Consider the following 22,284-nt stretch of genomic DNA (forward strand, 5'->3'; position numbering starts at 1 on the left):
CGCCATGGATGGATCGACGATCCGGACCGTTTTCGGCAACGAACTGCGGGGAGCCCTGCGCGACAGGACCCTGACCACCCATTTCATCGTCATACCCCTTCTCCTCTATCCCGTCATGCTCTGGCTCGGCATCACCGTAGCCCTCCTGTACGACGCGGGCTCCGAGGACACGTCGTACAGGGTCGGCATCTCTCCGGGCATCGACCCTGCACTTGCCGGGGAACTGAGAGCGGATCCCTCCATCGACGCGTTCTTCGTTTCCCGCGGTGCGGAGACCGGGGGTCCGGCCGGAGGGTTCGACGCAACCGCGGGGCCCGTCCCAGGTGGGGATGGCCTCCCGGGGGGCTGCGTCATCACCGCGGACCTCTCGACCGACAGGGGCAGGACGGCTGCAGGGTTGCTGGAGGGTCTGGCGAGGGACGTGCGGGCGGCAGGATTCGCGCGCCTGAGGGACAGCCTCGGCATCGGACGCGCGGAGTGGGAGGTGTTCCGCATATCGACATCCAACGAAGCCGGCGGCAGGGACATGGGCGGGTTCATCCTCGGCCTCCTCCTCCCGGCCACGTTCGCCGTGATGGTCTCGATAGGCTGCTTCTACACCGCCGTGGACGCCACCGCGGGAGAGAGGGAGAGGGGGACGATCGAGACCCTTCTCTCCACCGGGGCGGACAGGTTCTCGATCCTGGCGGGAAAGTACCTCTCGGTCCTGGTCTCGGGCATGACGTCCGGGCTTCTCAACACGGCCTCGATGATCCTGTGCGTATCCGCCATCCTGGGCCCTCTGCTGCGCAGCGAGGGGGAGGAGATCTCGTTCGCCGTGGAACCGGGCGCCGCGTTCTCGGCGGTGTTCGCCTCCGCCCTTCTTTCGGCTCTTCTCTCCGCCCTCATGATCGCCTCCTCGTCACTGGCGCGGAACTACAAGGAGGGGCAGGCCATGGTGACGCCGGTCTACCTGCTGTCGGTCCTCCCCGTCATCTTCATGCAGGATCCTTCGATATCGTTCTCGGTTTCCACGGCGGCGGTGCCGGTGCTCAACGCGGCCCTGCTCCTGAGGGACTCCCTGACGGGGCCCGTGGAACCTCTCCCGATGATCGTTTCGGCGGTTTCGACGGCTCTGTTCTGCCTCGCCGCCCTTTGGGCCGCATCGTCGCTGCTGTCGCGTGAGGAGGCGGCCTTCCCCGGAGAGGCCACCGGGAAGAGGAGCCTCTTCTCCCTGCTGCGCGGAAGGAGGAGCATCGGACATGCCTGACAGCGCCGTCACGGCTGTCGACCTGTGCAAATCGTTCGTCGACGATTCGAGGGGCGTCGTCAGGGCCGTGGAGGAAGTGTCCTTCCACGTCGACAGGGGTGAGGTCCTGGGCATCCTCGGGGTCAACGGCGCAGGGAAGACCACCACCCTCAGGATGCTCGCGACGCTCATCGAACCCACATCCGGAACCGCCTCGGTCGACGGGCACGATGTGCGTGAGGACCCGAAGGCCGCCCGGAGATCGCTCGGCTTCCTCTCGTCCACCACTGCGCTCTATCCCAGGCTCACCGCCAGGGAGACGCTCAGGTTCTTCGCCAGGATGAACGGATACCCCCGTGAGCGCCTGGAGGAGAGGGTCGAGAAGGTCGTGGAGATGATGTCGATAGGCTCCTATGCGGACACCAGGATCGAGAGGCTCTCCACGGGGATGAAGCAGAAGGTCTCTATCGGGAGGGCGATAGTCCACGACCCGCCGGTGCTGGTTTTCGACGAACCGGCGGCCGGGCTCGACGTGCTCAACGCGCACGAGATGCTCGCGATGATCGAATCGCTGCGCGACTGCGGGCACGCCGTCGTCTTCTCCACGCATGTGATGTCCGAGGCCGAGAGGATCTGCAGCCGCATCGCCGTCATCCACCAGGGAAGGATCCTCGCCGAAGGCACCGTGCCAGGCCTCCTCGAACACACCCGTGCGAACACCCTCGAGGATGCCTTCGTGTCACTGGTGGAGTCCGCGCGTGTCTGAGAATCCCCGGTGGACGGCGTTCCTGGAACTCCTGGGCGCGGAGCTCCGGATGCTCTTCCGCGACAGGAAGACCCTCCTCATCTCCATAGTCCTGCCGGCAGTCCTGACTCCCGTACTGATGTTCGGCTCCGCGAAGATCGCAGAAACCCGGGAGGAGGAGATCGCCGGCGACACGTGCAGGATCGTCCTGTCGGGGAACGCCCCCGATTCCGTCATCTCGGCGGTTTCCCGCACGATCGCGTCGGGCGGCGGCCCGGTCTCGGTGTCCTTCACGGATTCTCCCGACCCGGCGCAGCTCGATTCCGGGCTCGTGCATGCAATCGTCACGGCTGATGTCGGCAGGCGTCCGGTGCCCGTCGTGGACGTGGCTTACAGGGCCGACATGGACATGTCACGGGCCGCTCTCGACGTCATCCTGCCCCGGCTCGAATCGCTTCGCGACTCCACCAGGGAGGCGGTCCTGGCGCGGTCGGGGGTCTCGTGGGCGCCTGACTCGACGATGATCCGGATCGAGGACCTCGCCCCGCCGGGGGCGAGGGAGGGATCGGACTTCGGCAGGCTGGCCATGCTGTTCGTGATGCTCCTGCTCCTGTCCGGGGTGTCGGTGGCCGCGCTGGACAGCATAGCAGGAGAGAGGGAGCGGGGATCGCTCGAGACCCTGCTCTCGACCGGTGTCGACAGGGGGGTGATCACGGCCTCCAAGCTCTCCGCCGCCTGCGCCGTGGGTCTCATGTCGGCCCTCGTCCAGGCAGCCGACTTCGCCCTTCTCGCAAGACTAGGCTTCTTCGAGACGCAGGGAGGGGGATTCCTGCCCCCCGCCTCGGCCTTCTCGCCGCTCCTCCTCGTGCCGGTGATCCCGGCGGCGGTCTTCGCCGCCGCCCTTGTCCTGTTCATCTCCGCCGGGGCCTCGACCTTCAAGGAGGCTCAGCTCAAGATGTTCCCTGCCCTCCTGGCCGCCGCCGCCCCCACCCTCGTGACGCTCTTCCCCGGGATAGGCAGCGCCCCGGTGATGAGGGCGGTGCCAGTCGCCGGCCTGGCGGTCTCCTTCCGCGAGATCCTCTCGGGCAGGCAGGACATCCCGGGCCTGCTGCTCGCCGCCCTCTCGACCCTGTCACTCGCCGCGATCCTCGCATGGGCGGCGGCCAGGGCGATGTCGGGCGAGGGCATCATCCGGGGCTCCGCATCCCCGGAACCGGGGCCGGGCATGCTGGGAAGGCGGGCCTTCCAGGTCTACGGCGTGATCTGGGCCGTCAACGTCATAACATCCATGCAGATGGAGAGGCTCTACGACGTCCGGACATCCCTGCTGGTCGGCCAGTTCCTGATCCTCCTGGCTCCGGCCGTCTATCTCGCGATCAGGTACAGGCTTCCCTCCCGGACCGTCCTCAGGCTGAGGTCGCCGGGGCTGCTCGCCCCTCTCCTGGCGCTGCCCTGTGCCGCAGGCGGGGTGATCCTCTCGTCGGACCTGTACAGGCTGGCCTCGCTCCTGCTGCCTGCCGGAGAGCGCGTGCTCCACGACTTCGGCGACACGATGACGACCGGTTCGACGGATCTGGCCGGGATGATCCTGCTCTTCTGCCTGATCCCCGGCATCGTGGAGGAGTTCGTCTTCAGGGGCGTCCTGATGGGTTCGCTCGCGGAGCGAAGGGGGTGGGGGCCTCACGGCGCGCTCGTCGCCTCGGCCCTGGTCTTCGGGATGTTCCACTTCCTCTATTTCCGGATAGTGCCCACGGCCTTCATCGGGTTCCTGGCGGGCCTGGCGGTGCTCAGGTCGGGTTCGCTCTTCACCGGCATGGTCTGGCATGCAGCCTCGAATGCCGCCGCGCTGCTCGCGGCCAGGCAGGCGGTCGAGCCCGTCGGGCTGCCCCTGTGGGGGCACGCCGCTGCTGCCGTTGTCGTAGTCGGAGGGCTGCTGCTGATGGGAAGGGGCCGGGTCAGGCCCCTGGCCGGCCGGGGGCGGGACCCAGGATCGACAGGAGGCCGTCGAGGCGGAACGGCTTCTGCATGATGCCGTCGGGCGTCCGCGACCCCATCCTCTCCTCGACCTGGAGCCTGCTGTAGCCGCTTGCGATTATCACCCTGACGGCCGGATCCATGCCTCGCAGGAACTCGAGGACTTCGGGACCGTCCATCCCCGGCATCGCCAGATCGAGTATCACCGCATCGAACCCGCCCTTCGTCCTCCTGAAGATGTTGACGGCCTCGAGCCCTGAAGAGGCGGCAGTGACGGTGTAGCCTATCTTGACGAGCATCCTCTCGAGCACGTTCCTCACGATCTCCTCGTCGTCGACCACCAGTACGCAGCCGTTCGGAGCCCTCTCTCCGCGCCTGACCGGAACATCTACGGCGGGTGACGAACCCTGGGGGCGAAGGGACGGGAGCAGCACCTGGACGGTGGTGCCCTGCCCCTTCTCGCTGAAGACGCGCACGGATCCACCGTGTCCGCGCGAGATGCCCAGCACCGCCGCAAGCCCCAGCCCCCTCCCGGGCCCGCGGGTCGAATAGAAGGGGTTGAAGAGCTTCTCCTTCTGCCCCGCATCGAGGCCCGATCCGTCGTCCGACACCTCGATGTAGGCGTACTCGCCCGAGCGAAGCATGGCCGGCAGGAAGAAGCCCCTCAGGGAGCTCTCGTCGAACATCGCCGCACCGGTCCGTACCGCGACGGATCCGCCGGAGCCGGGCAGGGCCTCGAAGGCGTTCTTGACCAGGTTCAACACGATCTGCCCGATCTGGGTCGGGTCGGCCTCCACCAGGGGCAGCCCGTCGCCCATCACGAACTCGAGCGAAACGCCGTCCGGCCTGCTGACCGAGAGCAGGTCCTTCATCTCCAGGATCAGGGTGTTGAGATCGAGGCTCACCTTGCTCGAACCGCCTCTTCCGGCGTAGGTGAGCATCTGGCGGCAGAGGTCCGAAGCCTTCCTGGAGGAGGATTCCACTTCGGCGAGGAGCCGGCGCGCCGACTCGGGCCCGTCGATCTGCTCCATCACGGTGTCCGTGTTCCCGATGATCGCCATGAGGATGTTGTTGAAGTCGTGTGCGATGCCGCCTGCGAGCATGCCGAGGCTCTCGTAGAGCTGGGTCCTCTGGAGCTGCTCTTCGAGGGCCTTCTGGTCGAATTCCGCCTTCTTGATGTCGGTAACGTCGCGCACCGTGGAGACGACGCCGGTGAACCTGCCGCCGTGCATCACGGGAGACAGCCTCGTGGAGTAGAACTTCGCCCCCCCGGACAGGCTCAGGGTGTACTCGAACTCGGTGGTCCCGCCCTCGCGGAGTATCCCCATGGCCTGATTCATCAGCTCGGTCACCTGGGGCGGCAGGATCTCGGAGTAGTGCCTGCCGATGAAGCGGGCCGGGGGCATGAGGAGCTCGATCCGCGGTGAGTTCACGAACAGGAAGCGTCCCCCGGCGTCGAACCTGAAGACCGTATCCTCCATGGCGGAGAGGATCCCCTCCATCAGCTCGACCGAGCCCTTGGCCTCGCTCTGGGCCCTGACGCGCTCCGTGACGTCCCTCATTATGCCCAGGACGAGCACCTCGCCGGGCCTGCCTATGGGGACGGTGACGACCTCCACCTCGACCGTGCCGCCGTCCTTGCGCCTCACGCCGATCATGTAGTGCGGATCGATCGCGATCCCGCCGGCTCTGGCGCCGAACCTCCCCTCCATGAACTCCCGCTTCTCGGGGACGATCAGCACGTTGTAGTCGAAGTCCGGCGCGGTGAGCTCTCCGTACGAGTAGCCGGTGATCGAGCAGAAGCTCGAGTTGACGTACTCGTACCTCCTGCCCCGCAGGATGTAGATGGCGTCGAAGCTGTTCTCTACTATGCTGTTGAACAGCCTGTTGCTGTTCCTGAGGGAGTCCTCGGCGACGCGGCGCCAGGTCTCGTCGATCATGCCGTAGCAGGTCCAGCCCTCCGGCTCGCCCGGAACCGCGAGGTGCGAGGCCGTCACCGATATGCGCCTCGCGGCCCCCGACCTGGCGATGACCGAGCATGTCCTCCCTCTCGGGGCCGGCGGCCCGTCAGGCGGAGGAGGGGCGGGGAGCGGGATGTCCTCCCCCGTGTCGTCGTCCATGAGGAGGACCACGTCGGATGCCTGTCTGCCCAGGGCTTCGCCCGGCGTGGTGCCCGCCAGGGATGCGGCTGCGGCGTTGATGAACCGGATGGCTCCGCCGCCGTCGACGGCGAGGATCCCCTCCCGGGTCAGATCGAGCAGCGCTCCTGCCAGTCCGGGGATCGCTCCCGGTCCGCCAGGCACCTCCCAGGGGCTCCTTCCTGGTTCCGGCATGCCGGTGATCCCGCTCCTCTCAGTCCTCGGCCAGGACGATTATCCTGTCCCGTCCGGTGAAGGTGACGGCACCGGACTTGTCTGGGTTCACCACTATGCCGCCCTGCGGCTTGTCGACCTCGGACATCAGCCTGTAGCCGATGGCGGTCTCGCCCCTGAGGGCGGCGGCCTCCACGACGGTGTGGAAGTCCATCGCCACCCCCGTCTTCACGTACATGGACGCCGGCCTGATGTAGACCTCCGAACCGTCGGGATCGAACAGGTCGCGGAAGACCGCCTTCAGCTCACGGTTCTCGGCGACCTGGGCCAGCATCAGGCTTATGAGCTTGTCGCTCACGATGAAGTCGTCCGCATGGGTGACCTCGGCGAGCTCCCTGTTCCTGTCGTCGAGCATCTCGCTTACGATCGAGAAGGAGTATCCGGACCGCTCGCGGATGTTGCGCAGGTGGAGCAGGGAGATCAGGGTCCTGGCGTCGGCCTGCTGAGGATCGAGAGCGTCGGAGTAGCTCTGTATGATCACGTGGTCGAAGGAGGCCAGGTCGAGGGAGTCGAGCAGGGCCCTGTCGGTGGTGTCGCCCCTCGAAAGTGTGACCTTCGAGTTGCGGTACTCCCTCCCGAGAACCTGGGATTCGTCGAGCTCGAACTCCGGATCGACCACGATGCTCAGTTCCGAACCGGGGTTGACGTATCCGTCCAGTTCCCGTGCGACGATCGGCACCCTCTGGTTCCAGCCCAGTATCAGGGTCCGTTCGGGTCCGCCGTGAGGCCTGGGCTCTGTGGAGACAGAGCTGCTGTCGACAGCCGGGGCCGGCCTGCCGGAGAGCCTTATCGTGTCGTCGTCCTCCGAGATGACCACCACCATCGAACCGTCCGTGATCCGCGAGTCCATCGGCGGGTTGAGGCGCACCGATCCGTCGGGATTCCTCAGGCCGATGAGGCAGGAATCCTCGTAGGCGTGGAGAGCCTCTCTGTAGGTCCGCCCCGTCAGCGCCGGCTCGGACTTGAAGTAGATCTCGTCCCCTCCGAAGTCGAGCAGTTCCGTGTAGACGACGGACAGGCCCGACTGCCGGCATGTCTGTGCAGAGATCCTCGCGATCATGTCTCCCGCGAGAATGAGCTGGACCTCGTCCCCGCCGACCATCTCGGCAACCGTGAGGTTGTCGGGATCGCGGAGGACGCCCACGATGTGGTAGGGCTCCTTCCGCCTGGCGGGGTTGTTCACCAGCGCCAGCACGCTCTTGATGACGCAGGAATCTGGATTCTCGCCCTCGGGCGGCAGTATGATGATGGCCCGGGCGTCCCTGTGGTTGACTATCTCGAGGTCTACCAGCTCTATCGGGCAGCCCGTCCTGCAGACAATGCGCGTCGTCTTCGTGTCCGTGATCCTGGACCGGATCTCGTCCTCCATCTCCACCTTGTCCCTCTCGGCGAGGACGGCGACGCAGGCGTGCTTCAGGCTCGCGTTGGCCTCGACGAGTTCGGTGATCACCGTGAAGATCTGGGACGACCATCCCAGGATGATGGTATGGTCGGATTCGGCCACGAAGGATCTGCCCTTCCTGATCTGCTCGAGCTTGGCGTCGATCCCGTTCGTGATGATGCCGATCAGGGTGCCTACGATGAAGATCCCGCCTATCGTGACGGTGAGCATGGAGAGGAGGAACGCGGGTCCGCCCTCGTCCCCGCCCATGGTCCCGGCATCCAGCGTCCTCATCAGGCCCGCCCAGGCGACTCCCGGGAACCCTCTCTGATCGGGATCCACGCCCGTCGAGGTGACGAACGCGGCAACGAGGGTGACAAGGACGAGCGTGGCGGCGAAGAGCATGACGATCATCGCCCCGGTGCCCCGCGAGGTCGTGTTGTCGAACCAGTACCTGAGTCTCTTCCGGAACGAGATGTCAGACATGCGCCGATCCCTCCGATCGCCGGTGATGCCTAGTCAAAGTCACTGGACGGGCGGTACGGGCATATCCTCCCGCCGCCGCCCCTCTATCGTGATCGTGCCCCTGATGCTCTCGAGCCTGCGCGACTTCCTGCCGATGCCCCACACGAGCAAGGAGATGGGCTGCCTGTGGGCATCCCTGAAGCTGATGATGATCTTGCCGAAGCCGAGCATCCTCTCCAGGAGGTCGCCGGTGTCTATGATGGTGCTGTAGTCCTCCCGCGAGATCTGCTGTCCGCTCTCGGTGGGCCCCCTCTGTACGTTGATGTAGTTGGGCGTGATGGCTACGTAGTTGAAGAGGCCCCTCACCCACGACACCCCGATGGCGAACAGGAAGATCAGGGCGAAGGCCAGGTAGGCGAAGCCGTTCATCCTGGCGTCGACCTCGCCGAGCGTGGTGACGATATCGGAAAGCACTCCGACGAGATAGAGCCATACGAACAGCGCCGCTCCGGCGAGGAGGAATATCAGGAGTTCCTTCATGCCCACTTCGTATTCCTCGATGATGAAGTTGAAGAGGAACACGGCGAGCCACACCGCGCCGAGAGTGCCCAGGTGGATTCCGGGGACGAAGGAGAGACCGAAGAAGAGCAGCGAGAGGATGACCGTCGGAGCATAGATGATCTTGCTGGTCCAGCCGAATATGACGAGCCACTCGCTTATCTCGGAGTCCTTCTTTAGCTGCGAGTCCATCTCGATGCGGGTCCGCATGGTCCTGCGCATCAGAAGCCAGGCCCCCGCGAGCAGGGCCAGCATCAACGCCGGTGCCAGGATCACTATCAGTCTGACGATGTCCATCCGATCCTCCAGACGGTTCTTTCCGAGTCCTGCCTGCGTTCCGTGATCCGCGGCCCGATCATGACCCGGGCGCCGGGGACATGGCCGGCTCGTCTTCGATCAGAGCCTTCTTGACCGCTTCGAAGAGCTTCGCGGCAGAGAAGGGCTTCTGAAGGAAACCCGCGCTCCTGCCCCTGCCGGCTTCCTGGGCCAGCTCCCCCGGGTACCCGGAGATGAAGAGTATCCTGATCGACGGATCGATCCGGCAGACCGCATCCGCGACCGCCTCACCGTTCATGCCGGGCATCACCATGTCAGTGACCAGAAGGTCGACCCTGCCGGCGGCCGAAACCTCGACCGCGGCCCGCAGGGGATCCTCCACCTCGATCACCCTGTATCCGGCATGCCTCAGGAGCCCGCAGACAAGCCCCCGTACGGCCCGGTCGTCCTCGACCACCATCACGACGGGGGCGGTCCCGGCCACATCGCCGGCGGGCTCGGGAGCTCCGGAGACATCGCCGCCCTTCCCGGCCGTTTCGGGGAGTGAAACCGTGAACATGGCCCCTTCACCGGGCCGGCTTTCCACCCTGATCTGGCCGCCATGCTGGTTCACGATCCCGTAGACCGTGGAAAGGCCCAGACCGGTGCCCTTGCCCGTCTCCTTCGTGGTGAAGAAGGGCTCGAAGAGATGGGCGAGTGTCTCCTCGTCCATCCCGGTGCCGGTGTCGGATATCGACAGCTCGATGAAGCGGTCGCCGTTTCCGCTCCCGGCGGAGCGGCGCGTGGAGATGCCGATCGTACCGCCATAGGGCATCGCATCCCTCGCATTCACGGCCAGATTCATTATCACCTGCTCGATCTGGCCGGGATCCGCCATCACGCTCCCGATGGACGGGTCGAGATCCGTCTCTATCCTCACATCCTCGCCTATCAGCCTCGTCATGATGCTCGAGAAACCGCGGATGACCTCGTTGAGGTCGACCTCCTTCATGACGAGGACCTGCCTGCGGCCGAAGGCAAGGAGCTGCCATGTCAGGTCCCTCGCCCTCTCGCCGGCCTTCCGTATCTCGACAAGGGAGGAGCGGATGGGGTGCGGGCCCGGGGGGGAGCTCTCGAGGGCCAGCTCTACGTGGCCGAGGATGACCGTGAGCAGGTTGTTGAAGTCGTGCGCGACCCCTCCCGCCAGGCGGCCCACCGACTCCATGCGCTGGGAGAGGTTGAGCTGCTCACGGAGGCTGGCCTCCCGCCTCTCGGATTCCACCCTCTCGCTGATGTCCCTCGAAACTCCGAGGATTCCAGGCACTCCCCCGCCCGAGTCCTCGAGCGGCGTGAGCCAGGTGCCGATCCAGCGCATGCCGGTCGGGAATCCCGTCTCGCCCTCGAAGTATGCGGGTCTGCCCTGGGACAGGACTCCCCTCAGGGATGCCTGCTGCTGCGAGGAGATGCCTATAGAGAAGAACTCCTCCCTTTTCCTGCCGATGATTTCATCCGGACGACTTCCGAGCGCTCTGGCCGCCGCTCCATTGACGTATCGCACGATGTCTTCCTTGTCGATCACGAAGATCAGGTCGTTGGAGGACTCGGCGAGCGTCCTGTACCGGCCCTCGCTCTCCTTCAACGATGCCTCGGCCGCCTTCCGCTCGCTCACGTCCTCGGTGAGGATCACGACCTTGTCGACGCTTCCGTTCTCGCCGAGGATCGCATAGAAGTGCTGCGACACCCATGAAGCCGAGCCGGGCCTGCTCCTGTTGGTCCTCATGTCGGGGATGTGGAGCGAGCCGCCCTTCTCGTAGATCCTCCTCAGCTCGGAGGTCCATTCGCCTAGATAGCTGTCCTTGTCGTCGAGGGTGAGGGCCTCCCTCTCGGTCTCGAAATCCTTCTGGACCTCCTCGCGCGACATCCCCCAGATGTTCTGCCACGCGCGGTTGCATGAGAGGAGCCTGCCCGTGCGGCTGCGAACCGATATGCCGATGGGGGATTCGGAGATGATGGCGTTCGAGAACTGCTCGTTGCTCAGGATGCTGTCCCCGTTCTTCAGCCTGCCGGTGATGTCGCGCGAGTGTTCGACGACGCCCGTGATCTCGCCCGTCCGGTCGTCCCTGAGGGGATGGCAGGTGACCTCGATCCAGGAACCCGGAGGACAGCCGGGGAAGGACTCCTGGAAGACCCCGGACTGCATGAGACCGGTTTCGATGGCCTTCCGTGAGGGGCAGTCCCTGCAGGCCTCAGGATGAACCCGGAATACTTCGCGGCAGGGCTTCCCCAGGGCTTCGTCGGTGAGCCCGAACCATCTCCTGATCGTTTCGTTGAGTCCGGTGACCCTGAGATCCCTGTCGAGGATCGTCACGCCGTCGTCAAGGGTTGAGAAGAGGCCTTCCAGGAGCCTTTCGGATTCGCTCTCCGCGGCACCCGGATTCGTGGAGAACTCCGCCCGGGCCGGAGAATCCCCATCCGCCGTTCCGCCGGTCCTCCTGCTCGTGCCCATGCTGCACCGTCCCGCGAGTGGTTGGAGTCCGGTAAGCATACAGGTTCGATTATTGCAGAACGGGATGCCGGGGTCTATCTCGGATGGGCGCCGCACATGCGGGCGCGCCGGCGCTCCGGGGATCGACATGCACCGCATTCGTACGTACTATCGCCCGGGCGGCGCTCCATGCCGCCGTTTCGTCGGAGGACGGCCGTGTCGTTCCTTTCGGGCCTGATCGGGGCCAGGGGCAGGCTTTCGGGATTCTCGCTCATGTCGGCCGGAAACGTGCTGACGGCCCTTCTCACGTACCTGAGGCAGGCCGAGATAGCGCGCGTCTTCGGCACCAGCGGCATGACGGACGCCTACGCCGTCGCCCTCGTGTTCCCGATCCTCGCCCAGCAGGTGATAGCACACGCCTTCGGCTCGAGCTTCGTCCCTGTCTACACCGAGGTCCTGTACAGAAAGGGCCGGGCGGCCGCCGCCGGCCTGGTGAACCGGATCCTCTGCTGGATCGGTATTTCCGGAGGCCTGCTGATACTCGCCCTGCTCGGAGGCAGCAGGGGTCTGGTCACGATAGCGGGACCCGGGCTCGGGGCAGGGAATCTCGACCTCTCCGCAGGCATGCTGAGGATCATGCTGCCCATGCTGGTACTCGTGGCATCCACCGGGATCCTCACAGGGCTCCTGAGCGCCCAGCGGCGGTTTGGTGTCGTTAGCGCGGTCAGCGTCGCGAACATCGCCGTATCGTTCGCGACGGTCGCCCTCTTCCACGCGAGGCTGGGGATCATGGTCCTGCCGGTATCGGGCCTGGCCGGATCGGTGGCGGGATTCGCTGTCTCCGCCGCCTTTGCGGTCGGATCGGGGCATGTCCCGCGGTTCGAGCCCGACCCTCGGGATGCCGACTTTTCACGCCTCCTCCGCCTTTCCGCCCCCGTCATGACCGGGGCCGTACTTGGCTTCCTCGGCCCCATGGCGGACAGGGCGCTCGCGTCGGTGCTGGCAGAGAGCTCCGTCACGGCGATGGACTACGCCGCCAGGATCAGGGACATGGCTCTGGCCGTGCTCTTCCTGCCCATGTCCGCGCTTGCCGACGTGGGACTATCGGAGAAGTCGGCGAGGAAAGACATGCCTGCATTCGGGGAGGAGCTCCGTTCCCTGCTGAACTGGACTTCGTTCCTCATGCTGCCTGCGGCGGCCCTGCTGTCGATGTTCGCCACGCCTGCGGTCTCGGTCCTGTTCATGCGGGGAAGCTTCGACAGGGAGAGCGCGGAGCTGGTGGGGAGGGCGCTGGCGTTCTACGCCCCGTGGCTGGCCCAGTTCGGATTCGGGGCTGTGGTCTCCAGGGGCTTCTACGCGATGAAGGACACCGGGACGCCCGTGCTGATAGGCATCTGGGGCATGGCCGCGAACGTGCTGCTGAACGTGATCCTGATGGAATCCATGGGGATAGCGGGGCTGGCGCTGTCATCCACCCTGACCTCTACCGCGAAGACCATCCTGCTGGTTCACTTCTTCAGGAGGAAGTCGCCGGAGATCTCGTTCCGGCCGGTGCTGATCGAGCATGCCAGGCTCCTGGCCGCGGTTGCCGCCATGGTTCCGGCGGGGCTCCTGCTGAGCACGGCGCTCCCGGTCGGCCTGGATGCCGATTTCGCTCACAGGGCTGCCAACCTGACCCTGGTCACCACCCTGTCGGCGGGTGTCTACTGTCTTGTCTGCCTCCTGCTGGGGGCCGCCCCGGCGAGGCTCGCCGCAGGCCGCCTCAGGCGCGCCCGGTCATCGGGGTAGCGAGGCCAGGATCTCCTCGAACAGCCTCCTCGCGTCCCTGACGTGATGGCGGGCGTATGCGTACTCGCGGTTCCGTCGCCTCACCTCGAGGGTCGAGGCCCAGTCCCCGGCCAGGTCGTCGAGCAGCATGGCCAGCTCGGCGGGGGTGCGGAAGGTCCTCGTGAGCCCGGGGGCGGTCATGGCGAGCTCGGACCAGGGCTGGACCGCCGGGAAGAGGCCGGCGGCCTGGTACTCTGCAACCTTCATCTGGTAGGTGGTGTGCCAGCCCTCCTCGAGGCATGCGACTCCGATCTGGTGGCCGGACAGAAGGCCGGGGAGCTCCAGTCTGGGGACCGGGGGGATCAGCCGCACCCTTCCGCCCGTCCTCCTGCACATCTCCGAGATCTCGTCGCGAAGAGGCCCGTCACCCGCCACGGTCCCCCTCAATCCCGACATCGAGACGCCTTCCACGAAGATGTCGGGCCGCTCGGCCTCCACGAGGCTCGTCGTCAGGAGAGCGGCTTCGGCGTCCGGGGGCTCGGCATACGTGAACCTGTCGAGATCGATGGAGTGTGGCAGGTGGATCGCTCCGGGGAATCCGGGCTGGGCTCCGGTCACGAACAGGGCCGAGGCTGCAAGACTGTCGCGGGTGCCCGAAGGCAGCAGGCCGGGTCTGGAGTGATACCGGATGGCGTACGGGAGGCCTGCGTCGGAGGCTCCCAGCGCGGCCCTCTCGTCCGTGCACAGCACGATGTCGGCCCCCCAGGCGGCGAATGCACCCCTCGTCTCGCGGGCATGGGCCTTCCTCTGGAGGGATTCCTTGACCCTGTTGAGCGCCGGCCATCTGCGGATCATCCGTGCTCCGGCCGACAGGCCCTTGACCTGCACTCCCTCGCACGACCGCATCCCGGCGGGCACGGATGCCCCGATGAAGGCCATCCCGTGGGCCGGGAGCAGCAGGTCGGCGACTGTCGTCCATCCCCCCGAGACGCCCGGGCGGATGAACCAGGAGGACACGAGGAATCTCATGCCCCGGTGCCTCCGGTGATCTCGCGGAAAGCGCCTTCGGTGAGCCTGGCGCAGTTCTCCCAGGTCAGGACCTTCATGGCATGACACTCTCGATCGACCGGTGTGGAACCACGGCCCATGGCGAGAGCAACTGCCGCGGCCTCGGCCGCCGATTCGGCGGAACCAGTCTCGAAACCGACGAACAGCCCGTCGAACAGCTCGACTATCGCGCTGTTCCTGGCAGCCGCGACCGGCAGGCCCTGCCGGATGGCCTCGGCGACAGTGAGGCCGAAGCCCTCGTGGAGGGAGGAGTGGATGTATGCCGAGGCATGGGCGTACAGGGTGGAGAGGGCGTCTTCTCCGACATATCCCGTGAAGTGCACCATGCCGCCCATACCGAGTTCATGCACGAGTGCCCTGGTCTCCTGTGCGCGGTAACCGTCTCCCCCTGCGATCACCAGACCCGGGAACGAGGAGGCGCCGAACCTCTCCGACAGCAGCTTCGATGCCCGGATGGCCGTCGCATAATCCTTCCTGGGTTCCACGGTGCCCACGCTCAGCAGATAGCCGGGGATGACGCCAGGAGGCAGGTCGTCGGGCCCCCCGGGCGGGACGAGCTCGTGGTCGCATCCCAGAGGAGTCGGGTGGCAGCGGCTTCGCGCCTCGGGGAACACCTCGAGGAGATGGTCGAGCGTGGTCATCGAGTTGACGGTGATCGCGGCGCACTCCCTCACCACCCGGGCGGTCCTCCGGCGGTAGAAGTCGCTCATGCCGGGGTCGAGGATGCCATCGAAGAGGAAGGGCGCCATGTCGTGGATCATGGCCGTCCGGGGGGCGCGGCTGGGGAGCAGGTCGCCGTTCGGGAAATGATGCACGTCGATGCGGGCGGTCATGCTCGTGAGCCAGGGCATGACCGCCGGGCCGATCCCGTGGATGTGCGGGAATGTCCTGACCACGGGGCCTGGCCCGAGCCGTTCGCGGAGGCTCGAGCGGAAGCGGTTCCACGTCCAGTACTCGACCTCGTGCCCGAGGCCTGAGAGAGCGCGCCCGAGCTCGAAAGCGTAGCGTGCAACCCCGGTGAGGGGATGTGCCATCACCGCCGCATTCACCGCCACCCTCACGGTCGATCCCTGGTTTCAGATGCTTCAGATGCATTCATTTCTTGTTGCCCTGCTTGCAGATGACAGTCAAGCGCGATATCATGATAGCACATTTATAGGATTGTCAGGCACTACTAGAGACGTTATCCTGCAATCATTGATCCACACCGAGGAGTCTGGTGATCGATGATGGCGCAAGATTCAATTTCCGCGAGATGTCTGCCTTGGATATACCTGCTTCGAACAGAAGCCGGGCAGCAGTTATCCTGGCTGTACTTACGGATCCCCCCTTGGACCGTCCTTTCAACCGATTGCAGTCGATACCGTACAGCTCGCAGACTCGTTCGATGATGGCCTCTACTTCCTCGTGCTCATGGCCTCTGCTCCTGGTCTGCCTTCTTCGATCATCGAGAATGAGTGCTGATTCGACAGCGAATTCCCTGCTTCCCAGAACCGTCCCGACGTAATCATAACGGCGCTGATCCGAACGAGAACCCTTCTCGACAACCACTCCGCTCCTGCCGATTCTGAGGTTGCCCGATTCCAGCAGATCCGATTCTCCGTCCGCGATTCCTGATGACAGATAAGAGAGGTATGCACCCCTGGATATGTCATCATCCATCCCGAAGGCTCCCAGGACGGCATTCACGTCATGCCAGAGATGCTCGGCACCATGGATCATCGCCCTGTGGCTGGTCCAGGGGTAGTCGGCAAGATTCGAGATGCTATCCACCAATCCGGCCCTCAAAGGGTTCAGGTTGATGTATCTGATGAGTTCATAAAGGTATTCGTCTCTACACACAAGGATCGACTTGAAGCGTGACATGAAGACATGCCCCCTGTGACCATGCCGCCGGTTGTAGGATTTACTGAACCCACCGAGAAGACGGTGCATGATCTCATGAAGCTTGTGTGACCCGACCTCGATGAGGAGATGGTAATGATTGGGCATCAGGGCCCATGCGTAGACCCTGAAATCCATCGATGGACCGAGGAAATCCATACGAGCAAGGAAGCTTCCCTTGTCCGCATCGGTTCCAAGCACATACTCGTCCCCCGCACCATGCCCCATCACATGGTGCAACGAACCAGGATGATCCAGCCGCGATCCGACTCTCATACACAGGAGTTTTATCCATTGCGGGATATAATGCAAGAGCAGATACCGGAATTGACGCTATCAACATGCAACAGTTGAAGTTATGGCTGCATCTGAAGCATCTGAAACCAGGGATCGACCGGGCTAGAGGAAGTAGCGGAGCCAGATGTAGAGGGTTGCGACAACGACGGTCAGGAGCATGTACGGGAACCCCGTCTTCGTGAAGCGCATGAACGAAATCGGAGTGTCGTTACCCTCGCCGATCCTCGCGGTCACCACATTCGCCGAAGCTCCGATCAGCGTCCCGTTGCCGCCCAGACAGGCCCCCAGCGCAAGCGACCACCAGAGCGGCATCGCAACTGTATTCCGTATCGCGGCTGCATCCGCGAGACCCATCGCTGTTCCATAGTGCGAGATCATTACCTCGACCATCGGTATCAGCGCCATGACGATCGGGATGTTGTCCAGTATCGACGAAGCCAGCGCGCTGCCCCAGAGCAGGAGCATGCAGGCATAGAAGAGGTTGTCGCCGGACAGGCTGATGAGCTGCTGAGCGAGGAACTCGATAACTCCGGTGTGTTCCAGCGCACCCACCAGGATGAAGAGCCCTATGAAGAAGAACAGCACACCCCATTCGACTTCCTTGAAGAATCCCTCGACATCCACCCTGTTCACGAGCAGGACTATCATGGCTCCGACCAAGGCGATGACCCCCGCCTCTATGCCGAGGACTCCGTGCAGCAGGAAGCCTATCATGGTGAGGCAGACAACGGAGAGAGTCCTGACCATCATACGGCTGTCCACTATCGCCAGGTGTGGTATGGCCTCGCGTATCCTCAGCCTGATGTGCTCCTCGACTGAGAATCTGCTCCGGTTCCTGAAGTAGAGCACCGTGAGGAACACCACCATTATCAGGGTAGTGGCGGGAGTGAGGTGGATCAGGAAATCCAGGAATGTGAGCCCTGCCGCCGATCCGATGATCACGTTCGGAGGGTCGCCGATGAGGGTCGCTGTTCCGCCGATGTTCGACGCGATAGCCTCGAGGATAAGGAACGGTACCGCATCGACTTCGAGGATCTTCGTCACGAGGATCGTCACCGGGATGACGAGGATCACGGTCGTCACGTTGTCGAGGAAGGCGGACAGAAGAGCCGTCGTGCCGACCAGGATGATGAGTATCCTGATCGGCCGCCCGTCGGCGCGCCTCGCAATCGAGATGGCAACCCATTCGAAGAAACCCGTCTGAGCTAGGACGTTCACCTCGATCATCATTCCTACGAGCAGGAAGATCACGTTCAGGTCGACGCAGGCCACGGCTTCGTGGTAGGGCATTATGTGGAAGAGGAGGATCAGTCCTGCGCCGACGAGCGCGGCGATCGTCTTGTGGATCTTCTCCGACGCTATGAAGAGGTAGACGATCGCGAAGATCAGTATCGCAGGAAGCATCAGGCCCCTCCTAGAGCGTCAGGACTCGGTCGATGAGCCTGAAGTTGTCGATGACACCCAGCAGTTTCGAGCCATCCAGGACATAGATCTCGGAGTAGCCCTTCACCGCCATCTGGAAGACCACCTCGATCAGCGTGGAGTCCCTGTCTATGGACCCGCCTGATTCCTGGATGTCGCTGACCTTTATGGTGTGCCTGGATGCGAAGTATTTCTCGAAGGGATCGAGGTTGCGGACGAAGGATACCGTCTTGAGGTTCTGGAAGAACTGAGGCACGCCTACTCGGAACAGGTGTACCGAGGATATGAAGCCCTTGTAATCGCCATTCCCATCGATCACAGGCAGGTTCGAGAGGTCGTTGGAATGCATCAGGTGGGCGGCTTCGCCTATAGACATCCCGGGCGAGGCGGTCACCTTGACCCTGCGCATCAGGTCGTGAGCGAATACCTGGTCTGAGATCTCCAGGCCCGACCGGTCGATGGCCTCCCAGATTTCCTGCGGAGAGGCATTCCTCATGAAATCGATGTTGTCGTCCTTCTCCAGGAACTGGATGAGCACCCGCATGGCCCGGAGCTGTACGTAAGGCTTGGACAGGGAGGAGATCAGGAGGATCACTATGTGAACGAGATCGCCGTCGTGGCTCTCGAACGGGATGCCGTCACGGGAGATACCGATGGCGACCGTGAATCCTTCGAAACCCGCTATCCTTGTGTGGGGACAGGCGACTCCCTTGCCGAGGGCCGTCGTATGCTGCCTTTCCCTGTCCAGAAGAGAGTCCAGGATCGTTTTACACGGGATCCCGGCCTTCGAACCCGCTCCGTTCGGGAACAGCCTGGTCACCATGGACCTTATGGCCTCTTCGCTCGAGGAGGCCTCCAGTCCCGTCAGGATGTGGTCTGATGCGAGACAATCGCTGAGTTTCATCAGCTTTTCCGTACCGCCATGTTGGATTGGATTCGGTGAATGCCTGCCTGAAAAGGGAAGATCGATTATAACATTCTGCGGGCGATGCGAGGCAAGCCCTGTTTCATCGTGTTGTTCTGCTGTTCTATGCCAGCATGCCGCTGCCCGGGGCGGGCCTTCGTCCGGGGAGCTCGACAGGGCCCGGCAGTCCTGGCATCATCACACGCAAGGGGGTTCTTCGGACAAGGAGTGAGACATGTCCGGTTCGGCTTCTCTCGAATCGCTCTCGATATTCATCCCGGTGCTGCTCCTGATCCTCATCGGCGGGGTGCCGATGGCGGTCAGGCTCCTGAAGAGCATGAGAAGGGCCGAGGGGACCATAGTATCGAGCGAGGCCAGGCAGGCAGAAGCCGACACCGGCGGTTCGACGTTCATCCCCGTGATCGAGTACACCTACAGGTTCAACGGGATCGACTACACAGGCTCCACGCTGAACGGCCCGTACAGGGACCAGTACGCCCGGGGCCTGGATCCGTGGAAGACCCCGATGTCATACGAAAGGGCCCTGGCTGTCGTGGCGCAGTTCCCGCCGGGCGGCAGATGCACGGTCTACCCTGACCTCGAGGATCACTCGAGGTCGATTCTGCCCATGCGGTCGGCATCGTCAAGGAAGCTCGCCCTCATCTTGTCGGCCGCCATAGGATTCGCGGCCCTGCTCATCGCCCTTCTGTTCATCCTGGAATCGTCGAAGGGCATGAAGGGCAAGTGACCCTCATCAAGGGAGGATGACTCTCGTCTGACGAGCCCCGGGTCAGCGAAGCAGGACCAGGCTCCCGGTTTCGAGATTCCCCTCCGATGTGATGCAGATCACCCGGTACATCCCCGCGGGAGCAGGCCTGCCGCCGGACGAACATCCGTCCCAGAGCGCCGAGATGCTCTCATCCGTCGAACAGACAGCAGGAACCTCGGCGACGATCCTGCCCGACAGGTCCTCTATCAGGAAGGCTCCCTGAATCCCGGCGCAGCCGTCGAGGCTTATCAGGAACGGCCCATCGTCGGGGTTCGGCGAGATCGACAACCCGACAGCGTCTACCGGGCCAGTCCCGGGCTCGGATACTCCTCCCGGGGTCTGTGCGCTGAACCAGTTCCATGATGCGAGCAGTTCGTCTCCCGTGGCTAGCCCGCACATGCCGCTGACCGGGGATGGATCGACCGCCTCGAGCTGCCAGTACTGCATCGTCGACGGAACGATGATCTCGAGGTAGAGCTGGCTCCCCGTGCATGTCAGGTTGAGCTCGTAGTCGACATAGCCGGGAAAATCGGCCGACAGCGAGTTCAGGATCGTGGACGTGGAGCCGGCGCTCACAAGCCTGATGCGGGCCACGTCGTAGTCCGGGGATACGTATGCATAGATTCCGGTGTCGGGATCGCTCATCCTGGCCACCAGGCCGAATACGTGGGTGGCTGTGCCCGATGTCGACACGAGCACATCCATCGACTCGGGCGTCCACGGGCTGAGCAGCGCACTGCAGGAGTAGCCGGTCGACGCTCTGGCCTGCCCGCCGACGGCATACCATGCGGTCGGCCCGCATGACGGGATCCAGTCGCTTATGTCGTTGTCCTCGAAGTCGTCCATGAAGTAGGAGGCGTGGACCCGGGCACAGAGACCGCACGCGGCGAGAATGCACAACAACCTGCACATGCGCCTCACCTCCGATCCAGTATGTTCTGCCATACTTCGTCCGGCGCGTCAATCGAACCGATTCCACCCGATCCGGGAGCGGCGTAATGTCGGAGAGCAGGAGATCAGGAGAGAAGGGCCGCGGCATGATGCAGGAGGTCTTCGGCGACATGCCCCTGCCCCGCGCGGGCAAGGCCTTCGATACGGGATACGAGGACTACTGGAAGGAGAGGATCGAGACGGGCGTCCTCACCCTGCCGGCCGTCAGGAGGGCCGCCGGGGTGCTGCCGTTCATCTCCGACGGCGACACGGTTCTGGATGTGGGCTGCGGCACCGGAGACACGCTCTCGTTCCTTGCGCAGAGCAGGAACATCAGGGGCACGGGGCTCGACATATCGGAGACGGCTCTCGATGAGGTCAGATCGAAGGGCTTCAGCGCCGTTCACGCCGATCTGACGAGGGATGGAGCCTCGCTGGACGGGCAGTACGACCACATCATCCTCTTCGAGGTCATCGAGCACGTGATCGATGCGGAGACTCTGGCCGGCGCCCTGTCCGGACACTTCCGCAAGGGGCTCTACATCACCACGCCGAACCTCGGCTACATCGCACACCGCCTCAGGCTGCTCGCCGGACGGTTCCCAGTCACGTACATCTCCGACCCGCGCGAGCACCTCAGATACTGGTCGACTCGCGACTTCCGCGTCTGGTGCGAATGGACGGGTCTCGGACGCCCTCAGGTGATCGGGTTGAAGGGTAAGGCGGGATTCCTTGCCAGGATGCATCCGTCGCTGTTCGCGAGCGAGGTCCTCTACAGGATTCTACCCTGATCATCCGCAAGGTTGATGCAGAGGGAGTCTGCACGGTTACGGCTTCCTTCAGACTGCTGAGATGTTGTGGTCCGTCAGGCCGATCGCTTTCTCGTCCTCCCAAGTGGGATCCCTCAGCGTCGGCCCCGCAGCCTCTCCAGAACCTTGTCCGATGCGAGTTCCCGCAGTGCGTCGGTTGCCACCCAGCGGGCGGCCCTCGCGCCGGCATCGCCGCCGCGCTCCCCGCCAGCCCTCGCGTTCGCGGTGTCGAGGATCCTTCCGGCGCACGCAATCGCGGCAGAGTTGAGAGCGGCATTCCGCTTGCCGATGTTCCGGAGTGCCCAGTTCACGGCCTTCTTCACGAAGTTCCGGTCGTCGGAGGCGCCACGCTCGATATGGTCCAGGAGCGTCACGAAATCGTCGTCCGATGCCTTTTTGTCATGCACGGCAAGGCCTGCCATCATCGCGAAGCCCGCCCGCTTCACCCATTCCTCGTCCCGTCCGGCCCACTCCACCGCCTTCCCCCAGGCATTCGGAGTCAGGTCGAACAGGCTGGTGGTCGCCTGGTCGCAGACGTCCCACGAGTCGAATCCCGCCGCCCAGGCCTCCATCTGCGAGGCGGTCACGGAGGCGGGATCGTCGACGAAGCAGGCCAGCAGCCGGGCTTCGTGATTCCCAGTCTCCCAGAGCGCGAGGGCTAGTTCGTGATCGGTTCCGATGCGCGCCGCCATCCGGCGGAGTTCATAGACCGAGACACCGAAGGCATCAGCGGTGTTGATCCCGTATCTCGACATCCCTGCCCGGGCTTCCTCGCTGCCCATGCCCCGAAGTTCCTCGAGAATGCCCTCCGTTCCGCCTTCGCCGGACCGGGCATCCCCAGAGCCTGATCTTCTGTCGTTCTTCATCCCGGACTCCGATCCCATCGGTTCCGAACCGCCCTGCAAGCTTCCGGACGTGCAGCAGTTCACTCCGGCACGAACCGAAGCACCTGAATTCCGATGGACAATATA

The 22,284-nt window shown here is 64.1% G+C and carries 17 protein-coding genes; 6 read left to right on the forward strand and 11 right to left on the reverse strand.

Going from position 1 to position 22,284, the window contains the following annotated elements; all coding sequences use genetic code 11:
- Window positions 1-4 precede the first annotated feature (4 nt).
- Genes QUS11_01440 through QUS11_01450 form a run of 3 tightly spaced genes read left to right on the forward strand, consistent with a single transcriptional unit; the run spans window position 5 to window position 4,002 of the window.
- Window positions 5-1,249: an ABC transporter permease subunit gene (locus QUS11_01440; protein MDM7991955.1), complete on the forward strand. Its 1,245-nt coding sequence runs from the start codon at window positions 5-7 to the stop codon at window positions 1,247-1,249.
- Window positions 1,242-1,994, forward strand: coding sequence for an ABC transporter ATP-binding protein (locus QUS11_01445; protein MDM7991956.1), 753 nt, complete (start codon window positions 1,242-1,244; stop codon window positions 1,992-1,994). The genes QUS11_01440 and QUS11_01445 overlap by 8 nt, the downstream gene beginning before the upstream one ends.
- On the forward strand, window positions 1,987-4,002 hold the full coding sequence (locus tag QUS11_01450) for an ABC transporter permease subunit (protein MDM7991957.1): 2,016 nt from the start codon (window positions 1,987-1,989) through the stop codon (window positions 4,000-4,002). The genes QUS11_01445 and QUS11_01450 overlap by 8 nt, the downstream gene beginning before the upstream one ends.
- Here QUS11_01450 and QUS11_01455 read toward each other — a convergent pair.
- From QUS11_01455 to QUS11_01470, 4 genes are read right to left on the reverse strand one after another with little or no spacing between them, the layout of a single operon-like run.
- Window positions 3,929-6,250, reverse strand: a complete 2,322-nt coding sequence (locus QUS11_01455; protein ID MDM7991958.1) for a PAS domain S-box protein — start codon at window positions 6,248-6,250, stop codon at window positions 3,929-3,931. The two genes, QUS11_01450 and QUS11_01455, sit on opposite strands and share 74 nt — an antisense overlap.
- A gap of 49 nt (window positions 6,251-6,299) precedes the next feature.
- Complete coding sequence (locus QUS11_01460) at window positions 6,300-8,186, reverse strand: hypothetical protein (GenBank protein MDM7991959.1); 1,887 nt, start codon at window positions 8,184-8,186, stop codon at window positions 6,300-6,302.
- A gap of 39 nt (window positions 8,187-8,225) precedes the next feature.
- Window positions 8,226-9,020, reverse strand: coding sequence for a hypothetical protein (locus QUS11_01465; GenBank protein MDM7991960.1), 795 nt, complete (start codon window positions 9,018-9,020; stop codon window positions 8,226-8,228).
- A 58-nt stretch (window positions 9,021-9,078) separates the two neighbouring features.
- The gene (locus QUS11_01470; GenBank protein ID MDM7991961.1) at window positions 9,079-11,484 is read right to left on the reverse strand and encodes a PAS domain-containing protein; all 2,406 of its coding nucleotides are present in this window, start codon (window positions 11,482-11,484) and stop codon (window positions 9,079-9,081) included.
- 195 nt (window positions 11,485-11,679) lie between these two features.
- Here QUS11_01470 and QUS11_01475 point away from each other — a divergent pair, with 195 nt between their 5' ends.
- Window positions 11,680-13,251 carry a lipid II flippase MurJ gene (locus QUS11_01475; GenBank protein ID MDM7991962.1) on the forward strand — a complete coding sequence of 524 codons (1,572 nt, stop codon included), beginning with the start codon at window positions 11,680-11,682 and terminating at the stop codon, window positions 13,249-13,251.
- On the opposite strand, the gene QUS11_01480 is transcribed toward QUS11_01475, so the two are convergent.
- The 5 genes from QUS11_01480 to QUS11_01500 form a co-directional block, all read right to left on the reverse strand.
- Entirely contained in the window at window positions 13,240-14,259 is a 1,020-nt protein-coding gene (locus tag QUS11_01480; GenBank protein ID MDM7991963.1) for a hypothetical protein, read from the reverse strand. The two genes, QUS11_01475 and QUS11_01480, sit on opposite strands and share 12 nt — an antisense overlap.
- Window positions 14,256-15,359, reverse strand: a complete 1,104-nt coding sequence (locus QUS11_01485; GenBank protein ID MDM7991964.1) for a glycosyltransferase family 1 protein — start codon at window positions 15,357-15,359, stop codon at window positions 14,256-14,258. Before QUS11_01485 ends, QUS11_01480 begins: the two co-directional genes overlap by 4 nt.
- Window positions 15,360-15,492: 133 nt before the next feature.
- Complete coding sequence (locus QUS11_01490) at window positions 15,493-16,383, reverse strand: transposase (GenBank protein ID MDM7991965.1); 891 nt, start codon at window positions 16,381-16,383, stop codon at window positions 15,493-15,495.
- 198 nt (window positions 16,384-16,581) lie between these two features.
- Window positions 16,582-17,883, reverse strand: a complete 1,302-nt coding sequence (locus QUS11_01495; protein ID MDM7991966.1) for an ArsB/NhaD family transporter — start codon at window positions 17,881-17,883, stop codon at window positions 16,582-16,584.
- 10 nt (window positions 17,884-17,893) lie between these two features.
- Window positions 17,894-18,805: a PTS sugar transporter subunit IIA gene (locus QUS11_01500; protein MDM7991967.1), complete on the reverse strand. Its 912-nt coding sequence runs from the start codon at window positions 18,803-18,805 to the stop codon at window positions 17,894-17,896.
- Window positions 18,806-19,040: 235 nt separating this feature from the next.
- Between QUS11_01500 and QUS11_01505 the strand changes: the two genes are divergently transcribed.
- The gene (locus QUS11_01505; GenBank protein MDM7991968.1) at window positions 19,041-19,553 is read left to right on the forward strand and encodes a DUF3592 domain-containing protein; all 513 of its coding nucleotides are present in this window, start codon (window positions 19,041-19,043) and stop codon (window positions 19,551-19,553) included.
- A gap of 42 nt (window positions 19,554-19,595) precedes the next feature.
- Here QUS11_01505 and QUS11_01510 read toward each other — a convergent pair whose 3' ends face one another.
- On the reverse strand, window positions 19,596-20,486 hold the full coding sequence (locus tag QUS11_01510) for a hypothetical protein (GenBank protein ID MDM7991969.1): 891 nt from the start codon (window positions 20,484-20,486) through the stop codon (window positions 19,596-19,598).
- Between the two features lie 86 nt (window positions 20,487-20,572).
- Here QUS11_01510 and QUS11_01515 point away from each other — a divergent pair, with 86 nt between their 5' ends.
- Complete coding sequence (locus QUS11_01515; GenBank protein MDM7991970.1) at window positions 20,573-21,295, forward strand: methionine biosynthesis protein MetW; 723 nt, start codon at window positions 20,573-20,575, stop codon at window positions 21,293-21,295.
- A 113-nt stretch (window positions 21,296-21,408) separates the two neighbouring features.
- Here the strand turns inward: QUS11_01515 and QUS11_01520 are convergent, their stop codons facing one another.
- On the reverse strand, window positions 21,409-22,179 hold the full coding sequence (locus QUS11_01520; GenBank protein ID MDM7991971.1) for a DNA alkylation repair protein: 771 nt from the start codon (window positions 22,177-22,179) through the stop codon (window positions 21,409-21,411).
- Window positions 22,180-22,284: the final 105 nt, after the last annotated feature.

Origin of the sequence: Candidatus Fermentibacter sp. (assembly GCA_030373045.1) — a bacterium.
Taxonomy (GTDB): domain Bacteria; phylum Fermentibacterota; class Fermentibacteria; order Fermentibacterales; family Fermentibacteraceae; genus Fermentibacter.

Excerpts from the sequence above, each read along its gene's own strand:
- QUS11_01445 (MDM7991956.1), top strand. The coding sequence starts at position 1,242 with ATGCCTGACAGCGCCGTCACGGCTGTCGACCTGTGCAAATCGTTCGTC.
- QUS11_01495 (MDM7991966.1), bottom strand. The coding sequence starts at position 17,883 with ATGCTTCCTGCGATACTGATCTTCGCGATCGTCTACCTCTTCATAGCG.
- QUS11_01520 (MDM7991971.1), bottom strand. The coding sequence starts at position 22,179 with ATGAAGAACGACAGAAGATCAGGCTCTGGGGATGCCCGGTCCGGCGAA.
- QUS11_01465 (MDM7991960.1), bottom strand. The coding sequence starts at position 9,020 with ATGGACATCGTCAGACTGATAGTGATCCTGGCACCGGCGTTGATGCTG.
- QUS11_01510 (MDM7991969.1), bottom strand. The coding sequence starts at position 20,486 with ATGTGCAGGTTGTTGTGCATTCTCGCCGCGTGCGGTCTCTGTGCCCGG.
- QUS11_01470 (MDM7991961.1), bottom strand. The coding sequence starts at position 11,484 with ATGGGCACGAGCAGGAGGACCGGCGGAACGGCGGATGGGGATTCTCCG.
- QUS11_01505 (MDM7991968.1), top strand. The coding sequence starts at position 19,041 with ATGTCCGGTTCGGCTTCTCTCGAATCGCTCTCGATATTCATCCCGGTG.
- QUS11_01440 (MDM7991955.1), top strand. The coding sequence starts at position 5 with ATGGATGGATCGACGATCCGGACCGTTTTCGGCAACGAACTGCGGGGA.
- QUS11_01480 (MDM7991963.1), bottom strand. The coding sequence starts at position 14,259 with ATGAGATTCCTCGTGTCCTCCTGGTTCATCCGCCCGGGCGTCTCGGGG.
- QUS11_01460 (MDM7991959.1), bottom strand. The coding sequence starts at position 8,186 with ATGTCTGACATCTCGTTCCGGAAGAGACTCAGGTACTGGTTCGACAAC.
- QUS11_01515 (MDM7991970.1), top strand. The coding sequence starts at position 20,573 with ATGTCGGAGAGCAGGAGATCAGGAGAGAAGGGCCGCGGCATGATGCAG.
- QUS11_01500 (MDM7991967.1), bottom strand. The coding sequence starts at position 18,805 with ATGAAACTCAGCGATTGTCTCGCATCAGACCACATCCTGACGGGACTG.